15 protein-coding genes and 1 CRISPR repeat array are annotated in these 17,919 nt (G+C 33.7%); of the genes, 14 read left to right on the top strand and 1 reads right to left on the bottom strand.

Translation table 11 applies throughout. The annotated features are described in order from the left end of the window. Window positions 1-2: 2 nt before the first annotated feature. The 14 genes from cas5c to KPL37_RS06905 all read left to right on the top strand — a co-directional run bounded on the left by cas5c (window position 3) and on the right by KPL37_RS06905 (window position 17,378). Window positions 3-740, top strand: a complete 738-nt coding sequence (cas5c, locus tag KPL37_RS06970; protein ID WP_216147088.1) for a type I-C CRISPR-associated protein Cas5c — start codon at window positions 3-5, stop codon at window positions 738-740. After that, window positions 715-2,631, top strand: a complete 1,917-nt coding sequence (cas8c, locus tag KPL37_RS06965) for a type I-C CRISPR-associated protein Cas8c/Csd1 (RefSeq protein ID WP_216147085.1) — start codon at window positions 715-717, stop codon at window positions 2,629-2,631. The genes cas5c and cas8c overlap by 26 nt, the downstream gene beginning before the upstream one ends. Before the next feature lies 1 nt (window position 2,632). After that, window positions 2,633-3,490 (top strand): type I-C CRISPR-associated protein Cas7/Csd2, encoded by an 858-nt coding sequence (cas7c, locus tag KPL37_RS06960; RefSeq protein ID WP_216147082.1) that lies wholly within the window; start codon window positions 2,633-2,635, stop codon window positions 3,488-3,490. Then, complete coding sequence (cas4, locus tag KPL37_RS06955; RefSeq protein WP_216147292.1) at window positions 3,480-4,145, top strand: CRISPR-associated protein Cas4; 666 nt, start codon at window positions 3,480-3,482, stop codon at window positions 4,143-4,145. The genes cas7c and cas4 overlap by 11 nt, the downstream gene beginning before the upstream one ends. Then, window positions 4,142-5,173: a type I-C CRISPR-associated endonuclease Cas1c gene (cas1c, locus tag KPL37_RS06950; RefSeq protein WP_216147079.1), complete on the top strand. Its 1,032-nt coding sequence runs from the start codon at window positions 4,142-4,144 to the stop codon at window positions 5,171-5,173. The genes cas4 and cas1c overlap by 4 nt, the downstream gene beginning before the upstream one ends. Window positions 5,174-5,181: 8 nt before the next feature. Next, window positions 5,182-5,472 (top strand): CRISPR-associated endonuclease Cas2, encoded by a 291-nt coding sequence (gene cas2 / locus KPL37_RS06945; RefSeq protein WP_216147289.1) that lies wholly within the window; start codon window positions 5,182-5,184, stop codon window positions 5,470-5,472. 166 nt (window positions 5,473-5,638) lie between these two features. Continuing rightward, a CRISPR array of direct repeats spans window positions 5,639-8,386; the repeat unit is 32 nt; unit sequence GTCGCTCCTTACATAGGAGCGTGGATTGAAAT. Between the two features lie 400 nt (window positions 8,387-8,786). Continuing rightward, a complete protein-coding gene (locus KPL37_RS06940; RefSeq protein WP_216147076.1) occupies window positions 8,787-9,074 on the top strand; it encodes a hypothetical protein in 288 nt (95 codons plus the stop codon). Window positions 9,075-9,183: 109 nt separating this feature from the next. Next, window positions 9,184-10,122 carry a hypothetical protein gene (locus KPL37_RS06935; protein ID WP_216147073.1) on the top strand — a complete coding sequence of 313 codons (939 nt, stop codon included), beginning with the start codon at window positions 9,184-9,186 and terminating at the stop codon, window positions 10,120-10,122. A gap of 120 nt (window positions 10,123-10,242) precedes the next feature. Continuing rightward, window positions 10,243-10,425, top strand: coding sequence for a hypothetical protein (locus KPL37_RS06930; protein ID WP_216147070.1), 183 nt, complete (start codon window positions 10,243-10,245; stop codon window positions 10,423-10,425). Between the two features lie 205 nt (window positions 10,426-10,630). Beyond that, complete coding sequence (locus KPL37_RS06925; RefSeq protein WP_216147067.1) at window positions 10,631-11,809, top strand: hypothetical protein; 1,179 nt, start codon at window positions 10,631-10,633, stop codon at window positions 11,807-11,809. Between the two features lie 263 nt (window positions 11,810-12,072). Then, complete coding sequence (locus KPL37_RS06920; RefSeq protein ID WP_216147064.1) at window positions 12,073-13,470, top strand: beta/alpha barrel domain-containing protein; 1,398 nt, start codon at window positions 12,073-12,075, stop codon at window positions 13,468-13,470. A gap of 52 nt (window positions 13,471-13,522) precedes the next feature. Then, complete coding sequence (locus KPL37_RS06915) at window positions 13,523-15,457, top strand: aconitate hydratase (protein WP_216147062.1); 1,935 nt, start codon at window positions 13,523-13,525, stop codon at window positions 15,455-15,457. A 4-nt stretch (window positions 15,458-15,461) separates the two neighbouring features. Further along, window positions 15,462-16,475 carry an isocitrate/isopropylmalate dehydrogenase family protein gene (locus KPL37_RS06910; protein ID WP_216147060.1) on the top strand — a complete coding sequence of 338 codons (1,014 nt, stop codon included), beginning with the start codon at window positions 15,462-15,464 and terminating at the stop codon, window positions 16,473-16,475. A 222-nt stretch (window positions 16,476-16,697) separates the two neighbouring features. After that, window positions 16,698-17,378 (top strand): pseudouridine synthase, encoded by a 681-nt coding sequence (locus KPL37_RS06905; RefSeq protein WP_216147058.1) that lies wholly within the window; start codon window positions 16,698-16,700, stop codon window positions 17,376-17,378. An 87-nt stretch (window positions 17,379-17,465) separates the two neighbouring features. Here the strand turns inward: KPL37_RS06905 and KPL37_RS06900 are convergent, their stop codons facing one another. Next, the gene (locus tag KPL37_RS06900) at window positions 17,466-17,786 is read right to left on the bottom strand and encodes a DUF1540 domain-containing protein (protein WP_216147056.1); all 321 of its coding nucleotides are present in this window, start codon (window positions 17,784-17,786) and stop codon (window positions 17,466-17,468) included. Window positions 17,787-17,919 lie beyond the last annotated feature (133 nt).

Genomic DNA, 17,919 nt, shown 5'->3' with positions numbered 1-17,919 from the left:
AATTGGAAAGAGAAAATATTGTTGAATTCAAAGTTAGTGGGCGATACGCACTTTTTAGCGATCCTATAAATAGGATTGGAGGAGAGAAATTCTCATATCAAGTTCCAACTTATCAGGCATTAAAGGGAATACTTGAGAGTGTATATTGGAAGCCTACACTAATCTGGATAATTGACGAAGTTAGGGTAATGAATCTGATTAAAACTCAATCACAGGGAATACGACCTGTAAATTTTAGTGGAGGAAATACTCTGTCAATTTATACGTACCTTGCTAATGTTGAATACCAAGTAAGGGCCCATTTTGAATGGAATTATAATCGCCCTAATTTAGAGCAGGACAGAAATGAGAATAAGCATTATTTAATTTCTAAAAGAATGATTAAATGTGGTGGTAGACGGGATGTTTTTCTAGGAACTAGGGAGTGCCAGGCATATGTTGAACCATGCAAATTTGGGGAGGGAGAGGGAGCTTATGATAATTATGGGTCGCTTTCCTTTGGGCTAATGTTTCATGGCTTTGATTATCCGGATGAAACAGGAGAAGATGTACTAATGGCTAGGCTTTGGACACCAATAATGAATAATGGCTATATCAAATTTCTCAAACCTGACGAATGCACTATAAAACGTGAGCTAGCATCAATGAAACCTAAGGTGTTTGATGATAATAATTTTAGTGGACTTAAGGAATTTGAAAAGGAGGGGGAGATTATTGAGCTGGATACAGAAACTTTATGATACTTATGAGAATTGTAGGATTGAAGTGGGTGTTCCTGGAACAGATGAGAAGAGAATTACACTTCTTCCTATTGCCCATTCAACTCAAAATGCACATATAGAGATAGCTATTAATGGGGATGGAGAATTCTTAAGAGCAAGGATACTTGAAAAAAATGAGGTAGTTACAATTATTCCTGTAAATGAAGATTCAGCTGCAAGGGGCAATGGAAATTTACCACATCCACTTTGCGATAAATTGCAATATGTTGCGGGTGATTATTGCAATTATGTAGACAAGAAAAAAGGTGAAGAATTCTACAAAAATTATATAGAAAAACTTGAGGGCTGGTGTAATTCACCTTACTCTAATACAAAAGTTAGTGCAATTTTAAGTTATTTAAAAAACAAAGCACTTATATCAGATTTAATACATCAGAAGATAATGATATGTAATGATAATGGAGGGCTTAAACAAGGTGTGAAGCTTGGAGTAAGTGATCAAAGTGATGCTTTCATAAGATTCAGGGTGGAAATTTCAGGTGAAGATGAATCTGCTGTATGGCTTGATAAAGATATCTATGAAAGTTATATTAATTATTATTTAAGTCTTCAAGAAAAGGTAGACTTGTGTTATGTAAAGGGAAAAGTCATTCCTTGTTCAGTAAAACATTCTGCAAAGATTAGACATACAGGAGATAAGGCAAAGCTTATTTCAGCAAATGATGATACGGGTTTTACATATCAAGGACGGCTTGGGGGCAAAAATGACAAAAACAAAGTTGTGAGTATTGGTTACGAAACTTCACAAAAAGCACATAGTGCATTAAGATGGCTTATAGAAAAACAAGGTTATAAAAATGGTGATCAGGTGATTATAGTATGGGGCACTAAAAATCAAGATATACCTGACCCTATGTGCGATACTCAAGATAGTATGTTTGGTAAAGAAGAGCCACCTGCTATTTCAACTGAAAAGGAGTTTGCAAAAAGGCTTAATAGTGCTATTGCAGGTTATGGTTGTGATTTAAATACAAAAGCGGAAATAATTATTATGGGGCTAGATGCCGCAACAACTGGAAGACTATCTATCACCTATTACCGTGAGCTTGATGGTATTGATTTTTTAAATAGGATTGAGAATTGGCATAAGACTTGCATTTGGCAACATACGTATAAAAAAGTACCTGATGGAGTTGATGAAAAAGGAAAATTAAAATTCAAGGCCATTACTTTTATCGGTGCTCCATCTCCTAAAGATATAGCTTTAGCATGTTATGGTGATAAAGTGAATGATAAGTTAAAAAAATCAACAGTAGAAAGGTTATTACAATGTATTATTGATGGCGCTAGAATACCTTATGATTTTGTAAATTCCGCGTTAAACCGTGCTTCAAATCCACTATCAATGGAAAATTGGGAATGGCAGAAAACATTAACAATAACTTGTGCATTAGTGAAAAAATATAGATATGATAAATTTAAGGAGGAATGGTCAATGTCACTTGATGAAAATCAGAGGGATAGGAGTTACATTTTTGGCAGGCTTCTAGCAGTAGCACAGCAAATTGAAGAATATGCGTTATATACGGTTGGTGAAAAAAGAGATACAAATGCAGAAAGATTAATGCATCAATTTAAAATTCATCCTTATAAAACATGGGGTATTATTACAGATAAGCTTAAGCCATATATGGCAAGGTTAGGGTTAAAGGGCACAAGCTTAACGGAACTAATGACAAAAATAAATTCTATGATACCATATGAAGAATTTATAAGTCTGAAGAAGTTAGATGATAGTTATATCTTAGGATATTATTGTCAAAGACAAGTTTTTATAAATGAAAAAAATAAAAGAATAGAAGAAAATGCAAAAAAGAAATTACAAAAAACGAACGAAGGGGAGATTTAATATGAGTAATTTTGTAAAAAAAATTGATTTTGCAGTTGTCATTTCAGCGAAAAATGCGAATCCTAATGGAGACCCACTAAATGGGAATAGACCTAGAGAAAATTACGATGGGTTTGGTGAGATTTCTGATGTTTGCATCAAAAGAAAAATTCGTAATCGCCTTCAAGACATGGGTGAGGCAATATTTGTTCAATCGGATGAGAGAAGAACAGATGGTTTTAGAAGTCTTAAGGATAGGGCTGAAGGTTGCCCAGAACTAAAAAAATCAAATAAAGATAAGGAAAACTATGCAAAAATAGCTTGCGAAAAATGGATTGATGTTAGAAGCTTTGGGCAAGTATTTGCATTTAAAGCAGGAGCGGATAATTCTGTTTCAATAGGGATAAGGGGACCAGTTTCAATCCATTGTGCTGTAAGTATTTCACCCATTGAGATATCAAGTATGCAAATAACAAAAAGTGTTAATGGAGAAACTCAGAAAGACCCAGATAAGAAAAGTTCAGATACAATGGGTATGAAGCATAGAGTTGAATTTGGTGTTTATGTGATTTATGGAAGCATTAATACACAATTAGCAACAAAGACAGGTTTTAGTGAAGAGGATAGTGAAATTATTAAAAAGTCATTAATTACACTTTTTGAAAATGATTGTTCATCTGCTCGCCCGGATGGAAGCATGGAGGTATGTAAGGTTTATTGGTGGAAACATAATGCACAAATGGGCCAATATTCTTCTGCAAAGGTGCATAGAAGTTTGAAAGTTGTACCAATTGTAGATATACCAAAAAGTATTAATGATTATAATATTTCTAATGAAACATTAGAAGGGTTAACACCAGAAATATATGATGGAATATAAAGAAGATGATTTTTTGCTATTGTCTGGGATACAACATTTTGAATTTTGTAAACGTCAATGGGCATTAATACACATTGAACAGCAATGGCAAGAAAATCTTCGAACAATTGAGGGCGAAATTCTTCATGAGAAAACACATGATGATACATTAAAAGAAAAGCGTGGAGATATAATTATTTCGCGTGGAATGAAAATATTTTCGCATACACTTGGAATAACTGGAACTTGTGATGTGGTTGAGCTACATAAGGATTCGGATGGGGTAAATATATTTGGCAGGACTGGAAAATACAAACCAGTTCCTGTGGAGTATAAGCGTGGGAAACCAAAAGAAGATGAATCGGATGTTCTACAATTATGTGCACAGGCTATGTGTATTGAGGAAATGCTATTATGTAAAATCCCTGAAGCATATTTATTTTATGGCGAAACAAAACGTAGACTTAAAATTATATTTGATAATGACTTACGTGATCGTGTAAAAACTATTTTTAAAGAAATGCATGAATTATATGACAGAAGATATACACCTAAAGTTAAAATATCTAAAAGTTGTAAAGCATGTTCACTTACTGAGGTTTGCATGCCAAAGTTATGTAAAAATCCATCCGCACTTAATTATATTAATAAAAATATTTTGGAGGTGAAAGAATGAGAAAGCTATTAAATACACTCTATGTTACATCTCCAAATACTTATTTATCACTTGATGGAGAAAATATTGTAATTTTAAAAGAGCAAATAGAAATTTCAAGAATTCCATTACACAATCTTGAAGGTATTGTAGCTTTTGGTTATACTGGTGCGAGTCCAGCATTAATGGGTGCATGTGCAAAACATAACATTGCATTAAGTTTTATGAAACAAAGTGGTAGGTTCCTTGCAAGGGTAGTTGGGGAGGTTAGGGGCAATGTTACTTTAAGAAAAGCTCAATACAGGCTTTCAGACAGTAATGAGGAGAGTAATAAAATAGCTAAAAACTTTATTATAGGGAAAATTTATAATGCGCGTTGGGTTATTGAACGTGCAACTCGTGATTATGCAATTAGACTTGATGTTGATAAGTTAAAAGGAGTTTCTAAAACTCTTGTAAATTCGCTTTCATTAGTTGAACAAAGTGAAAATTTAGATCAACTAAGAGGATATGAGGGGGAAGCATCATCACAATATTTTAGCGTATTTGACGATCTAATTCTTCAACAAAAAGAATCTTTTTATTTTCATTGTCGTAATAAACGTCCGCCTTTAGACAATGTTAATGCGATGTTATCATTTGTATATACGCTTTTAGCGCATGATGTTGCGGCGGCATTGGAAACAGTTGGATTAGATCCTTATGTAGGATTTTTACATCGTGACAGGCCTGGTAGAGTGTCATTAGCTCTTGATATGATGGAAGAGTTACGTTCGGTCTATGCGGATCGATTTGTTATATCGCTAATAAACAAAAGGGAAGTAAATTCAAAAGGGTTTACACAAAAAGAAAATGGAGCAGTTAACATGGATGAGGATACAAGAAAAAGCATATTAAAAGCTTGGCAAAGCAAGAAGCAAGAGAAAATTACGCATCAATTTTTGCAAGAAAAAGTAGAATGGGGACTAGTACCTTATGTTCAGGCAATGCTATTGGGCAGGTTTATCCGTGGTGACTTGGATGGATATCCTCCATTTATGTGGAAGTAGGTGATAAAATGTTAGTACTTATAACATACGATGTAAATACACAAACGCCAAGTGGCATGAAACGGTTGCGCCAGGTTGCAAAACAATGCGTTAATTACGGTCAGCGTGTTCAAAATTCAGTTTTTGAGTGTGTATTAGATGCAGCTAAATGCCGTGAGGTTCAGCATAAGCTTGAGCAAATCATTGATAAGGATAAAGATAGTTTGAGATTTTATTATTTAGGGAACAATTATAAAAATAAGATTGTGCATATAGGTGCAAAGGAATCAATTGATGTTGAAGGTACGCTTATAATTTAGTGCGTATGTTAAGCAAACATAAAATCGTGGAGCCTTCGCACCATAAATATAGTAAAAACCTTTTGTTAAAGGTGAAATATATGGTAGGAGGGATATAATTTAACAAAAAAAGTGCAAAAATATCTTTAATCCTTATAAATTTAACGGATTTTTGGCCATTTTTGCTGTCGCTCCTTACATAGGAGCGTGGATTGAAATCAGTAGAAACAGTTAGTCAAATAATAGAGTCTAGTCGCTCCTTACATAGGAGCGTGGATTGAAATAACATTAAACCCTGACCAAACTTCATACTTCTTAGTCGCTCCTTACATAGGAGCGTGGATTGAAATCAAACATAAGTTAGATTATCTCCATCACTATCTTGTCGCTCCTTACATAGGAGCGTGGATTGAAATCATTATCGTTTCACCAAGGTATCTACTAAATTTAGTCGCTCCTTACATAGGAGCGTGGATTGAAATCTATTAAGGAAGTACTTAACGATATTGATAAAACGTCGCTCCTTACATAGGAGCGTGGATTGAAATTTTTGATGATATATGGCATGTACTTGAAGATAATGTCGCTCCTTACATAGGAGCGTGGATTGAAATTGGTACTACCTATAGGGGATCAACTTATAATAGCGTCGCTCCTTACATAGGAGCGTGGATTGAAATAATGATGGTGTATGTAATATATTTACTACTGATGGTCGCTCCTTACATAGGAGCGTGGATTGAAATTTTAAAAGTAGATCATATATCAGAAATATTAATAGTCGCTCCTTACATAGGAGCGTGGATTGAAATTAAGCCCCTACAAATTTCTTAAATCATGTGTATCGTCGCTCCTTACATAGGAGCGTGGATTGAAATTTTTGACCAGATTAGTGAATTAAAGGGTTTTGGTGTCGCTCCTTACATAGGAGCGTGGATTGAAATTTATAGTTTCCTATAAGCTCGGCATACATTTTCAGTCGCTCCTTACATAGGAGCGTGGATTGAAATCTACTGGTCCAGTTATAAATGTAAAGATTGCTACGTCGCTCCTTACATAGGAGCGTGGATTGAAATTTGATTGCAGTCTAAACATTTATGCATATCCATTAGTCGCTCCTTACATAGGAGCGTGGATTGAAATTGACCAAACATCATCACAAACTTGAGGTATTGTAGTCGCTCCTTACATAGGAGCGTGGATTGAAATTTTACCGCAATTAAAAGATTGAAAAACTTAGGTTGTCGCTCCTTACATAGGAGCGTGGATTGAAATAAGAGAAATGTGTAAGAGTATTCGCAAGTAGAAGGTCGCTCCTTACATAGGAGCGTGGATTGAAATACATGAGATTGTAAGGCACAGAGTTGCTTCATATGGTCGCTCCTTACATAGGAGCGTGGATTGAAATCAATACCAGGCACTTCCAATGCCCATTGCTTATAAGTCGCTCCTTACATAGGAGCGTGGATTGAAATCGAACTTGAAGATAAACTTAACGAAGTATTATTTGGTCGCTCCTTACATAGGAGCGTGGATTGAAATTAAGAGGTCTAGTAAGGTACTCTTACCATTACTGTCGCTCCTTACATAGGAGCGTGGATTGAAATCTAGTATACAAGAAGTTAGAATAGTAAATTGTGGCGTCGCTCCTTACATAGGAGCGTGGATTGAAATTCATAGTATCGGCATATTGTTTAGCCCATGGAAATGTCGCTCCTTACATAGGAGCGTGGATTGAAATTTTGATACAGAAAAACAAGCAAAAGGATTTTGTGGTCGCTCCTTACATAGGAGCGTGGATTGAAATAATATATAAGTTATTAATCTTTGCTTGTATTTCAAGTCGCTCCTTACATAGGAGCGTGGATTGAAATCTGGTTTGGCAAAGTATTTCATCATCGCTTAACAGTCGCTCCTTACATAGGAGCGTGGATTGAAATCCAAAGCGTATGTAATAGTTTTTGCGTATTAGATGGTCGCTCCTTACATAGGAGCGTGGATTGAAATTTTTATTTTAAATTTATCCTGTCCGTAACTAGACGTCGCTCCTTACATAGGAGCGTGGATTGAAATTATTATTTTATATCCATTTCGTTGAAACTTCCTTGGTCGCTCCTTACATAGGAGCGTGGATTGAAATATCCATATAAGTAAAAGTATGGCAATATGTGTATAGTCGCTCCTTACATAGGAGCGTGGATTGAAATTTTCGATGTCTTTTATCTCGTCTGATGTGAAATAGTCGCTCCTTACATAGGAGCGTGGATTGAAATTTTAATATAAGTTTGATTGTTTGATATTCATTTCGTCGCTCCTTACATAGGAGCGTGGATTGAAATTTGTTAAATTACCTAACAATGATGTTTTACCGCTCGTCGCTCCTTACATAGGAGCGTGGATTGAAATACTTTTTTTAGCTTTATATGCAGTACCAGTTTTGTCGCTCCTTACATAGGAGCGTGGATTGAAATATTGTTATATTCCTCATGTGCTTTTATAGTAGCGTCGCTCCTTACATAGGAGCGTGGATTGAAATTGCACTGCAATTTAGTAAAAATAAAATTAAGGGGTGTCGCTCCTTACATAGGAGCGTGGATTGAAATTAAATAAAGTGGCACTCTATATCCTGCTATGATTGTCGCTCCTTACATAGGAGCGTGGATTGAAATTCTTGCACTTACTGTTTGTTTACCGTCAATATTTGTCGCTCCTTACATAGGAGCGTGGATTGAAATCGATGAAAAGGTACTTTAAAATTAGTTTTGAAAAGTCGCTCCTTACATAGGAGCGTGGATTGAAATTGTGTCTGCATCATCCTGGCCATTATCCTGTTGAGGTCGCTCCTTACATAGGAGCGTGGATTGAAATCAGTCGCATACCCTACGTAACCACCACCCTTAAATGTCGCTCCTTACATAGGAGCGTGGATTGAAATATTAGGTTTCTGCCGGGCTGTTGTATAAAGTTTTGGTCGCTCCTTAATTATCATTATGATACTTGTGAAAATGAAAATATATTAGGATACAGCTTGCATGGTTTATTTATTGGAGAGAAATAGGCGAAATATTTTATAACCTTAATAGTGATATATAAGTGTAGAAAGTATGTATTACAAGGTATATACAAGATATAGCCTATCAATTTTAAAAGGAGAAACTTAAGCAGAAAAGATTAAAAGAAGCTGAAATCAATTGTGAACTTATGAGCTTTTCTATTTTGATGTTCGTATATAAAGTAAATATTTAGAAGTAAGGTGAAATATGTATAAGCTTATTAGAATTACAACCCTTGGTTTAATATTATGTATAGTGTTAATAACGGGATGTTCTAAAAGCGTGTCACCTACTATAAACGAACTTAAATTTGAGAATATAACATCTGCAAGAATTGAATTAGCGGGAAGTGTATTACCTGGAGCAACAAGTCCAATTAAAACTTATACTTTTTATTTTAATAATTCTAAACAAACTAAAATAATTGAAGATGTTATAAAGTATTTAATTTCTGCTAAAGCCCAAGAAAATGAAGTAACAATAAGTATAAACTCTAATAAAAATCTAATAAGAATAATATCTCCAGAAATAAGAAAATTAATTGATGGTGGGTACAAAGATATTTTTTGAATCAGCAGTTTCGAGGTAAGAATATTTTGTAAAGTCTGATATTTATTAATCTTATATGTAATAAATAATATGTTTTTTATAAAAAATCATAATGAAAGGAGAAGTTATTATGTTTGAAGATCTTAATAGGGAACTTATAAATGTAAAAGAAAAATTGCTTAAAAAAAGAAAACTTCAAAATTCAGTTAATCTGACCAGTGAAGAGTTGCAAAAGGAAACAGATAGGAAGGTACAGCTCAAAAAAATCCTTAAAGATGAGGATAATGATGTAAAAAGACTTGAATCAAAAGGGATTACAAGTCTTTTTTATGCAATACTTGGTAGTAAACATGAACAACTTGAAAAGGAGAAGCGGGAGGTGCTTTCTGCAATGCTAAAATATGATGATTGTTGTAAATCAGTTTTAGAATTAGAGAGAGAGCTCGCGTTATATAAAGCATCATTAAATGATTTGGCTGGGGTAGAAGGTGAATATGAAATTGTATTAAAGCATAAAGAAGAGATTATAATGCAATTAAATGATGATAATTCTCAAGAGCTGCTTCAACTTATAGACAACCTCTCTGATTTTAAAACACAAAAGAAAGAACTTAAGGAAGCAATTGTGGCGGGCGATGCTGTACAAATTAAACTGGGACGCGTAATAGATTCTCTTGAAAGTGCACAAGACTGGGGAACATGGGACATACTAGGAGGCGAGCTACTGGCCACGGCAGCTAAGCACTCGCATATTGATCAAGCTAAGGAATATGCCCATAGTGTAAAAGGAGCATTGATACGATTTCAAAATGAATTATCTGATGTAAGATTAACAATGAATATAGATATAAATATAAGGTCTTTTGAAACATTTGCAGATTATTTTTTCGATGGTCTTATATCTGATTGGGTTGTACAATCAGGAATTCATGAGTCATTGGATGGTGTACAGAGTGTTTCAACTAACGTAGAGAGCGTAATGGATTCATTGAAAGAAAAATTTAATAATACACAAAATAATTTGATTTTAACACAAGAAAAATTAAAATTACTTGTTGAAGAAGCGTAAATTAAACCTAAACATGATGCCTCAGTAATGATATTCATGTTGGATTTTGGCAATTAATTGAACAATAAATACCAATAAGGTATAATAAAATATATATTATAGCGCTGAGGGGTGGAAAAAATGACAGATAAACAAAAATTATTGATTCTATTGGATGATTTCGAATTAGGATATACAAATGAAGATAATAGCATTGTACTTAAGGAAGGCAATGAGAATGTAATAGGTCGTGATGGATATGGGGCGACATTTATATTCCAAAAAGACAATTCCTTTGATGCTTTAAAAATTCATAAAAAATAAAGCAAATAGCAACATAAAAAATTCTGATAAGCTCCACTAAAAGTTGAACGCCAGTAGGTGTTTTACCTTAGGTGGAGCTTTTAATTTACATTAAATTCATAAAACACATGAAAGTAACATTTTGTTGACACATTGTTGACATAACAGGTGCCTATAATAAAAGTGTAGTCATTAATAAAAAATAAATTAGTGAGGAGCAATTAATATGAAAAGTATAACTTTAAGAACAAAGATAATAACAGGAATAATAACAGGAGGAATGCTTTTATCTTCTGTTAGTTTGGCTTTTGCAACAGGCACGACAACAACAAAGACTGATGTGAAGGCGTCTTCAAAAACTGAGTTTAAGCAACCTAAAGCTGAATTAGAATCAACGCTAAAATTGGGTGTTAGCACAGGTATTATTACACAGACTGAAAGTGACAAAATTTTAGCATATGAAAATAGTAAAACTATAGATAAAACAGTTAAAACTGACATATATAAAGATTTAGTTGATAATAACATGTTGACTAAGGCTAAGGCTGATGCACTAAAAGCTAGTGAGCAGGTCCAAAGAGAGGCTCAAAGACAAGCGGAAATAGATACTAATTTAGCAAAGCTTGTAACTGATAATACTATAACTCAAGATCAATCAGATAAAATTAAAGCTGCTATAGCTACACAGGAAGCTACAAACAAAGTAGAAAGGGAAAAGACTAAAAGTATGACTGATGCAGAAAGAAAGGCATATATGGATAGTAACAAGACTACTCACGTAAGTGCTTTAAAAGCTCTTGTAGATGCAGGTACTATAACACAGGCTCAAGCTGATAAAGTTGGACCTGTCGGTGCAAAAGGTGGTCCTGGTGAACGTGGGAAAAATATGAAAGGTGGAATTAAACTAGAATCAACACTTAAATTAGGTGTTAGTTCAAATATTATTACGCAAAGTGAAAGCGATAAAGTATTAGCATATGAAAAGACTAAAACCACGGATAATACAATAAAAACTGATGTATATAAAGACTTAGTTGATAATAACATATTGACTCAGGCAAAGGTTGATGATCTAAAAGCTGCTGAAAAGGCTCAAATGGATACTCAAAGGCAAGCAAAAGTAGATACTAATTTAGCAAAGCTTGTAACTGATAATACTATAACTCAGGATCAATCAGATAAAATTAAAGAAGCTATAGTTACTCAGGAAGCTGCAAACACAGCAGAAAGGGAAAAGATTAAAAGTATGACTGATGCACAGCGCAAAGCATATATGGATAGCAATAAGACTACACATGTAAGTGCTCTTAAAGCTCTTGTTGATGCTGGAACTATAACGCAGGCTCAAGCTGACAAAGTAGACTCTGGTGCTAATAATCATATGGTAGGTCTAAAAATTAAATAGTTTATTTTAAAAATTAAGTTAGATATAGTAGGAGCATACGATGGGAAACCCGAGTATGCTCTTTTTTTAATTCTCATAAGAATTACTATTTTGATAAATGATGGACATACACTATGATGTTGCAAAATATCTTTACAAAACTATTCATAAGCTATATAATTAGCATTAAATGAAATTTTAATGCATAGTACATTCATATACTCTAGAATTATATGCAGTGGCTAAAGATGCAAATAAGGAAGGACTAAGAAGGGGGATAATAAGTGAATAAGTTCAAATTAGTAAATAATGATGAGTCTAAGATTGTAACAAACAATTTTAAGTTAGTTGATGAAAAACAACCTAGGTTGTTTAAAGATATATTCCCATATTCAGAAATTCCGAAGGTTGTTTTTGGAGGTCAGCAGATTCCAATGTCTATACCTGATGATATATGGATCACGGATACTACATTCAGGGATGGTCAACAGTCTATGGATACTTACACTGAAAAGCAAATAGTTAAAATATTTGATTATTTACACAAACTTGACAATAATTCGGGTATAATTAGACAAACAGAATTCTTTTTATATACTGAGAAGGATAGAAATGCTGTTAAAAAATGTTTAGCAAGAGGATATGAGTTTCCAGAGGTAACATCATGGATACGAGCTAACAAAGAAGATTTTAAACTTGTTAAAGATATGGGACTTAAGGAAACGGGAATGCTTATGTCTTGTTCTGATTATCATATATTCAAAAAGCTTAATAAAACAAGACAAGAGGCCATGGACTTATATGTTTCATTAGTAGAAGAAGCGCTAGAAAATGGAATAGTTCCAAGATGTCATCTTGAAGATATAACTAGAGCTGATTTCTTTGGTTTTGTTATACCACTAGTACAAAGGCTTATGGAACTATCCAAGGAATCTGGTATTAAAATAAAGATTAGGGCATGTGATACATTAGGACTTGGATTGCCTTACTCTGGTACGGAACTTCCAAGAAGTGTACCACAAATTATTAATGGATTAATAAAGTATGGTGGAGTACCCTCGGAATATCTTGAATGGCATGGGCATAATGATTTTTATAATGTAGTTCCAAATGCTACTACAGCGTGGCTACACGGATGTTCTGCAATAAATACATCACTTTTTGGTATTGGTGAGAGAACAGGTAATTGTCCACTTGAAGCAATGATTATAGAATATGGTCAAATAAGAGGAAATGTAAAAAATATGAATCTTAAGCTTATAAGTGAAATTGGACAATACTTTGAAGGCGAGTTTAAATATAGTATTCCACCTAGGACGCCTTATGTGGGTAGTGAATTTAATGTTACAAGAGCGGGTATTCATGCTGATGGAATATTAAAAGATGAAGAAATATACAATATTTTCGATACTGAAAAAATATTAGGTAGGCCAATTGTTGTGGCAGTTAACGAACATTCGGGACATGCAGGCATTGCAGCTTGGGTTAATACTTATTATAGATTAAAAGATTCGGATAAAATTGATAAAAAAGATGAAAGAATTAATACTATAAAAGATTGGGTAGATAAGCAATATGAGACTGGAAGAAGCACTGTAATGAAAAGTGAAGAATTAGAACTAATTGCAAGAAAAATAATTCCACAGTTAAGTACAAAAAAACATAACACTGAAGAGTTTTAATCTATGTTAAATATTGTAGAATAAATTTATATATATAAAATGGAGGGATAACATGGCATATACTGCTGCGCAAAAAATAATTAAAGCTCATTTGGTTAAGGGCGAAATGATTACAGATAGTGAAATTGCAATTAAGATAGATCAAACATTAACTCAAGATTCTACAGGCACGATGGCTTATCTACAATTTGAAGCTATGGGAATTGATAAAGTTCAAACTAAAAAGTCTGTTGCTTATATAGATCATAATATTTTACAAACTGGTCCTGAAAATGCAGATGATCATTTATACATTCAGACTGTTGCAAAAAAACATGGCATATATTTCTCTAAACCAGGCAATGGTATTTGTCATCAAGTCCATTTAGAAAGATTCGGGGTTCCAGGAGAGACTTTACTTGGTTCAGATAGTCATACTCCTACTGGTGGGGGAATTGGAATGCTAGCTATTGGAGCAGGTGGATTAGACGTAGCTGTTGCAATGGGTGGTGGTGAGTATTATATAACAATGCCTAAAATCGTTAAAGTAAATTTAACAGGAAAGCTTAGTCCTTGGGTTGCGGCTAAGGATATAATCCTTGAAGTATTAAGGCGTTTAACAGTTAAGGGTGGAGTTAACAAAATATTTGAATATGCAGGAGATGGATTAAAAACTCTAAGCGTACCTGATAGGGCAACTATTACAAATATGGGTGCAGAACTTGGTGCTACAACTTCAATCTTCCCTAGTGATGAGATAACATATAAATTTTTAAAAGCACAACATAGAGAAAAAGATTTCGTAGAACTTAAAGCGGATGATGGAGCAGTATATGATGAGACAGTTGAAATAGATTTAAGTAAAATAGAACCTCTTGTTGCTTGTCCTCATAGTCCAGATAAGGTAGTTCTTGTATCATCACTAAAGGATATAAAGGTAGATCAAGTGCTAATAGGAAGTTGTACTAATTCATCTTATGTTGATATGATGAAAGTGTCTAAAATACTCTTAGGTAAAACAATACCGGATGATATGTCACTTGCTATTGCGCCAGGATCAAAACAAGTTTTAAATATGTTATCTAAAAATGGTGGACTTGGAGATATGATTGATGCCGGTGCAAGAATACTCGAAAGTGCATGTGGTCCATGTATAGGAATGGGTCAAGCACCTTCAACTGGAGCCGTATCCCTTAGAACATTTAATAGAAACTTCAAAGGTAGATCTGGTACAACATCTGCGAATGTTTATATTGTAAGCCCAGAAGTTGCAGTTGCATCAGCACTTACAGGATATATTACAGATCCTAGAGAACTTGGAGAAGCAGTTATTGTGGATATGCCAGAAGAATTTGTTATTAATGATAATTTAATAATAAGCCCAGCACAAGATGGTAAAGATATAGTAGTTAAAAGAGGTCCAAATATAAAACCATTCCCTAAAGCAAAAGAGTTAATAGGAAGCGTTACAGGTAAAGTTCTAACTAAATTAGAGGATAACATTACAACAGATGATATAATGCCATCTAATGCTAAATTACTTCCATTTAGATCGAACATTCCATACCTTGCAGAGTTTTGTTTAACGCCTAGCGATGCAGAATTTCCAGCTAAGGCTAAAAAGTATGATGGTGGAATAATAGTTGCAGGTTCAAACTATGGTCAAGGATCAAGTCGTGAACATGCAGCACTTGCACCACTATATTTAGGCGTTAAGGTTGTTCTTACAAAATCTTTTGCAAGAATTCATAAAGCCAATTTAATTAATAATGCTATAATTCCATTGGTATTTAAGGACTTTAAGGATTATGAAAATATAGATATGATGGATGAATTAGTAATTGAAGATGCTGCAAATCAGATAAAAAAAGGTATAGTTATTGTAAAAAATATAACAAAAAAAACCGAGTATGAAACTCTTCCTGAAGTAACTCAAAGAGAAGAAGAGATGCTTATACACGGTGGATTAATAAATCTTATGAAAAATAAGAAAAAGGTAGGTGCCTAGAAGAATGAAACATAATATTACACTTATACCAGGAGACGGAATTGGACCAGAAGTAACAACAGCTACGGTTAAAATACTAGAAAAAAGTGGAGTTTGCATTAATTGGGAAACTGTACGTATGGGTGCAGAAGTTATAGAAGAGTTTGGTACCCCTATGCCTCCTTATGTGTTAGAAAGCATTAAAAAGAATAAAGTTGCGCTTAAAGGACCTGTAACTACACCTGTAGGCAAAGGATTTAAAAGTGTTAATGTTACACTAAGACAGGAACTAAATCTTTATGCTAATATTAGGCCTATAAGGACATTTGAAGGCGTTCCTTCAAGATTTGAGAATGTAGACCTAATAATAGTAAGAGAAAACAGTGAGGATTTATATGCAGGTATTGAGCATATGATTACAGACGATATTGCTGAGAGTATAAAGATAATAAGCAAAAAAGCTAGTGATAGAATTGTAGAATATGCTTTTAAAATAGCAAAAGAGCAAAATAGAAAAGAAGTTATAGCTGTTCATAAAGCAAATATTATGAAACTTTCTGATGGATTATTTTTAAGATGTGCAAGAAATATCGCAGCGAATCACAAAGATATAGCCTTTGGAGATGTTATAGTTGATGCCATGAGCATGAAACTTGTTATGAATCCAGAGAAATATGATGTGCTTGTTATGCCTAATCTATACGGGGATATACTCTCTGATATGGCAGCAGGTCTAGTTGGTGGTCTAGGGTTAGTACCAGGAGCAAACATTGGCGAAGAAGGTGCAGTGTTTGAACCAGCTCATGGATCTGCTCCAGATATAGCAGGGCAGAACATAGCAAACCCAACTGCTTGTATTTTATCTAGTGTAATGATGCTAAGATACATAGGAGAAGCAAAGGCAGCAGATAAAATAGAACAAGCTGTAGAAGCTGTTCTTAAAGAAGGAAAACATTTAACTTGCGATTTAGGTGGTAACACTGGAACAATCGAGTTTACGCAAGTTGTAATTGATAAAATGCAAGAACAAGCTAAATAATAGTTGTAAATTTTAATATATATTAGTAATAACTCATGAGCAGATTGCTTATGAGTTATTTTTTTAAGATGATATGGTATTGTGATGTATAATGTTTAAGAAGCAAGCTTAAATTGTAAATGTAAATGTATATTTATAGATATATATACAAATGTAGATATATATATCTATAAATGTAAACATATATCTACATTTTGTATGATGAAAGGATAAAGAGTTATTATGAGAATAAATAAACTTCTTAGCAATTATGGTATTTGTTCAAGAACTGGAGCAAATAAACTTATTGAGGAAAATAGAATAATAGTAAATGGGGAGCTTTGTACTCCAGGGCAGTGGGTAGAGCAAGAGGATAACATTCTTCTTGATAATAAAAATATAATAGAAAAAGATAAAATTTATATTGCACTTAATAAACCCGTTGGAATTACATGCACTGCAGAAAAAACAGTAACTAGTAATATAATAGATTTCATGAATTACCCAGAGTATATATTTCCAGTTGGTAGGTTAGATAAATCATCCCAAGGGTTAATACTTATGACTAACGATGGAGAGCTCGCAAATAATATTTTAGAATCTAAAAATGAACATGAGAAAGAATATGTAGTTACAGTAAATAAGTCATATGATAATAGCTTCATTGAAGGTATGTCAAAAGGAGTACAAATTTGCGGTATTAACACAAGGCCTTGCAAAGTTTTCAGAATATCAGAGGATACTTTTCGAATTATTCTAACTCAAGGATTAAATAAGCAAATCCGTAGAATGAGTAAAACTTTCGGATATACAGTTGTAAGACTAGAGCGCGTTCGAATTGTTGAGATAAAAGTTGATGGGATAGAGAGCGGAACGTGGCGTTACCTAACCATAGGCGAGGTAATTGGATTAAGGAATAGTTAAAAGGGTACCTTAGCTTTAATTAAAATGTCCTTGACGCAAGGTCCACTTTAAATACTAAGGTATCCTTATTTTGTAAAATCTATATAATTATTTAGTTTTAAAAGTTAAGCAGTCAGTCTCAGAATATAGATTAACATTTTCACCATTAACCTCTATGCATTTAGCACTACACAGTTCATTAGAGTTATAGATACAAGTACCTACATTACAAGAAATTACATCGCATCCATTACTATTAGAATGTACGATATTTGTAAGATCGCTATAGACGATACTATCTAAAAAAGTAGCGCAACAAGTGTCAGAGTCTTTTTTAGCATTTTTTCCACCAACGTTTATGATATTAGCGTAACATGTGGTTTCATTATTATGGGAGCAATTTAAAACACTGCAGTTAATTTTTGGCATGGTATCTCCTCCTTAATATATCTGAGATTTCACGGAAACTCCCTAGTTCCTGTGATTACTCATTTTTAGTATCATTAATTTTTATTGATTCCCCCATTTTTTTTGCATAAAACACTTGACAAGTCTGTAGAAT

Source organism: Clostridium frigoris (genome assembly GCF_018861865.1).
GTDB classification, from domain to species: Bacteria; Bacillota; Clostridia; order Clostridiales; family Clostridiaceae; genus Clostridium_AD; species Clostridium_AD frigoris.
This window is presented reverse-complemented; position numbering and strand designations above follow the sequence as displayed.

What these genes read in the sequence shown, in the direction of transcription:
- KPL37_RS06935 (WP_216147073.1), top strand. Translation starts at nt 9,184, where the DNA reads ATGTTTGAAGATCTTAATAGGGAACTTATAAATGTAAAAGAAAAATTG.
- KPL37_RS06930 (WP_216147070.1), top strand. Translation starts at nt 10,243, where the DNA reads ATGACAGATAAACAAAAATTATTGATTCTATTGGATGATTTCGAATTA.
- KPL37_RS06900 (WP_216147056.1), bottom strand. Translation starts at nt 17,786, where the DNA reads ATGCCAAAAATTAACTGCAGTGTTTTAAATTGCTCCCATAATAATGAA.
- cas4 (WP_216147292.1), top strand. Translation starts at nt 3,480, where the DNA reads ATGGAATATAAAGAAGATGATTTTTTGCTATTGTCTGGGATACAACAT.
- cas7c (WP_216147082.1), top strand. Translation starts at nt 2,633, where the DNA reads ATGAGTAATTTTGTAAAAAAAATTGATTTTGCAGTTGTCATTTCAGCG.
- KPL37_RS06905 (WP_216147058.1), top strand. Translation starts at nt 16,698, where the DNA reads ATGAGAATAAATAAACTTCTTAGCAATTATGGTATTTGTTCAAGAACT.
- KPL37_RS06910 (WP_216147060.1), top strand. Translation starts at nt 15,462, where the DNA reads ATGAAACATAATATTACACTTATACCAGGAGACGGAATTGGACCAGAA.
- KPL37_RS06915 (WP_216147062.1), top strand. Translation starts at nt 13,523, where the DNA reads ATGGCATATACTGCTGCGCAAAAAATAATTAAAGCTCATTTGGTTAAG.
- cas2 (WP_216147289.1), top strand. Translation starts at nt 5,182, where the DNA reads ATGTTAGTACTTATAACATACGATGTAAATACACAAACGCCAAGTGGC.
- KPL37_RS06925 (WP_216147067.1), top strand. Translation starts at nt 10,631, where the DNA reads ATGAAAAGTATAACTTTAAGAACAAAGATAATAACAGGAATAATAACA.
- cas1c (WP_216147079.1), top strand. Translation starts at nt 4,142, where the DNA reads ATGAGAAAGCTATTAAATACACTCTATGTTACATCTCCAAATACTTAT.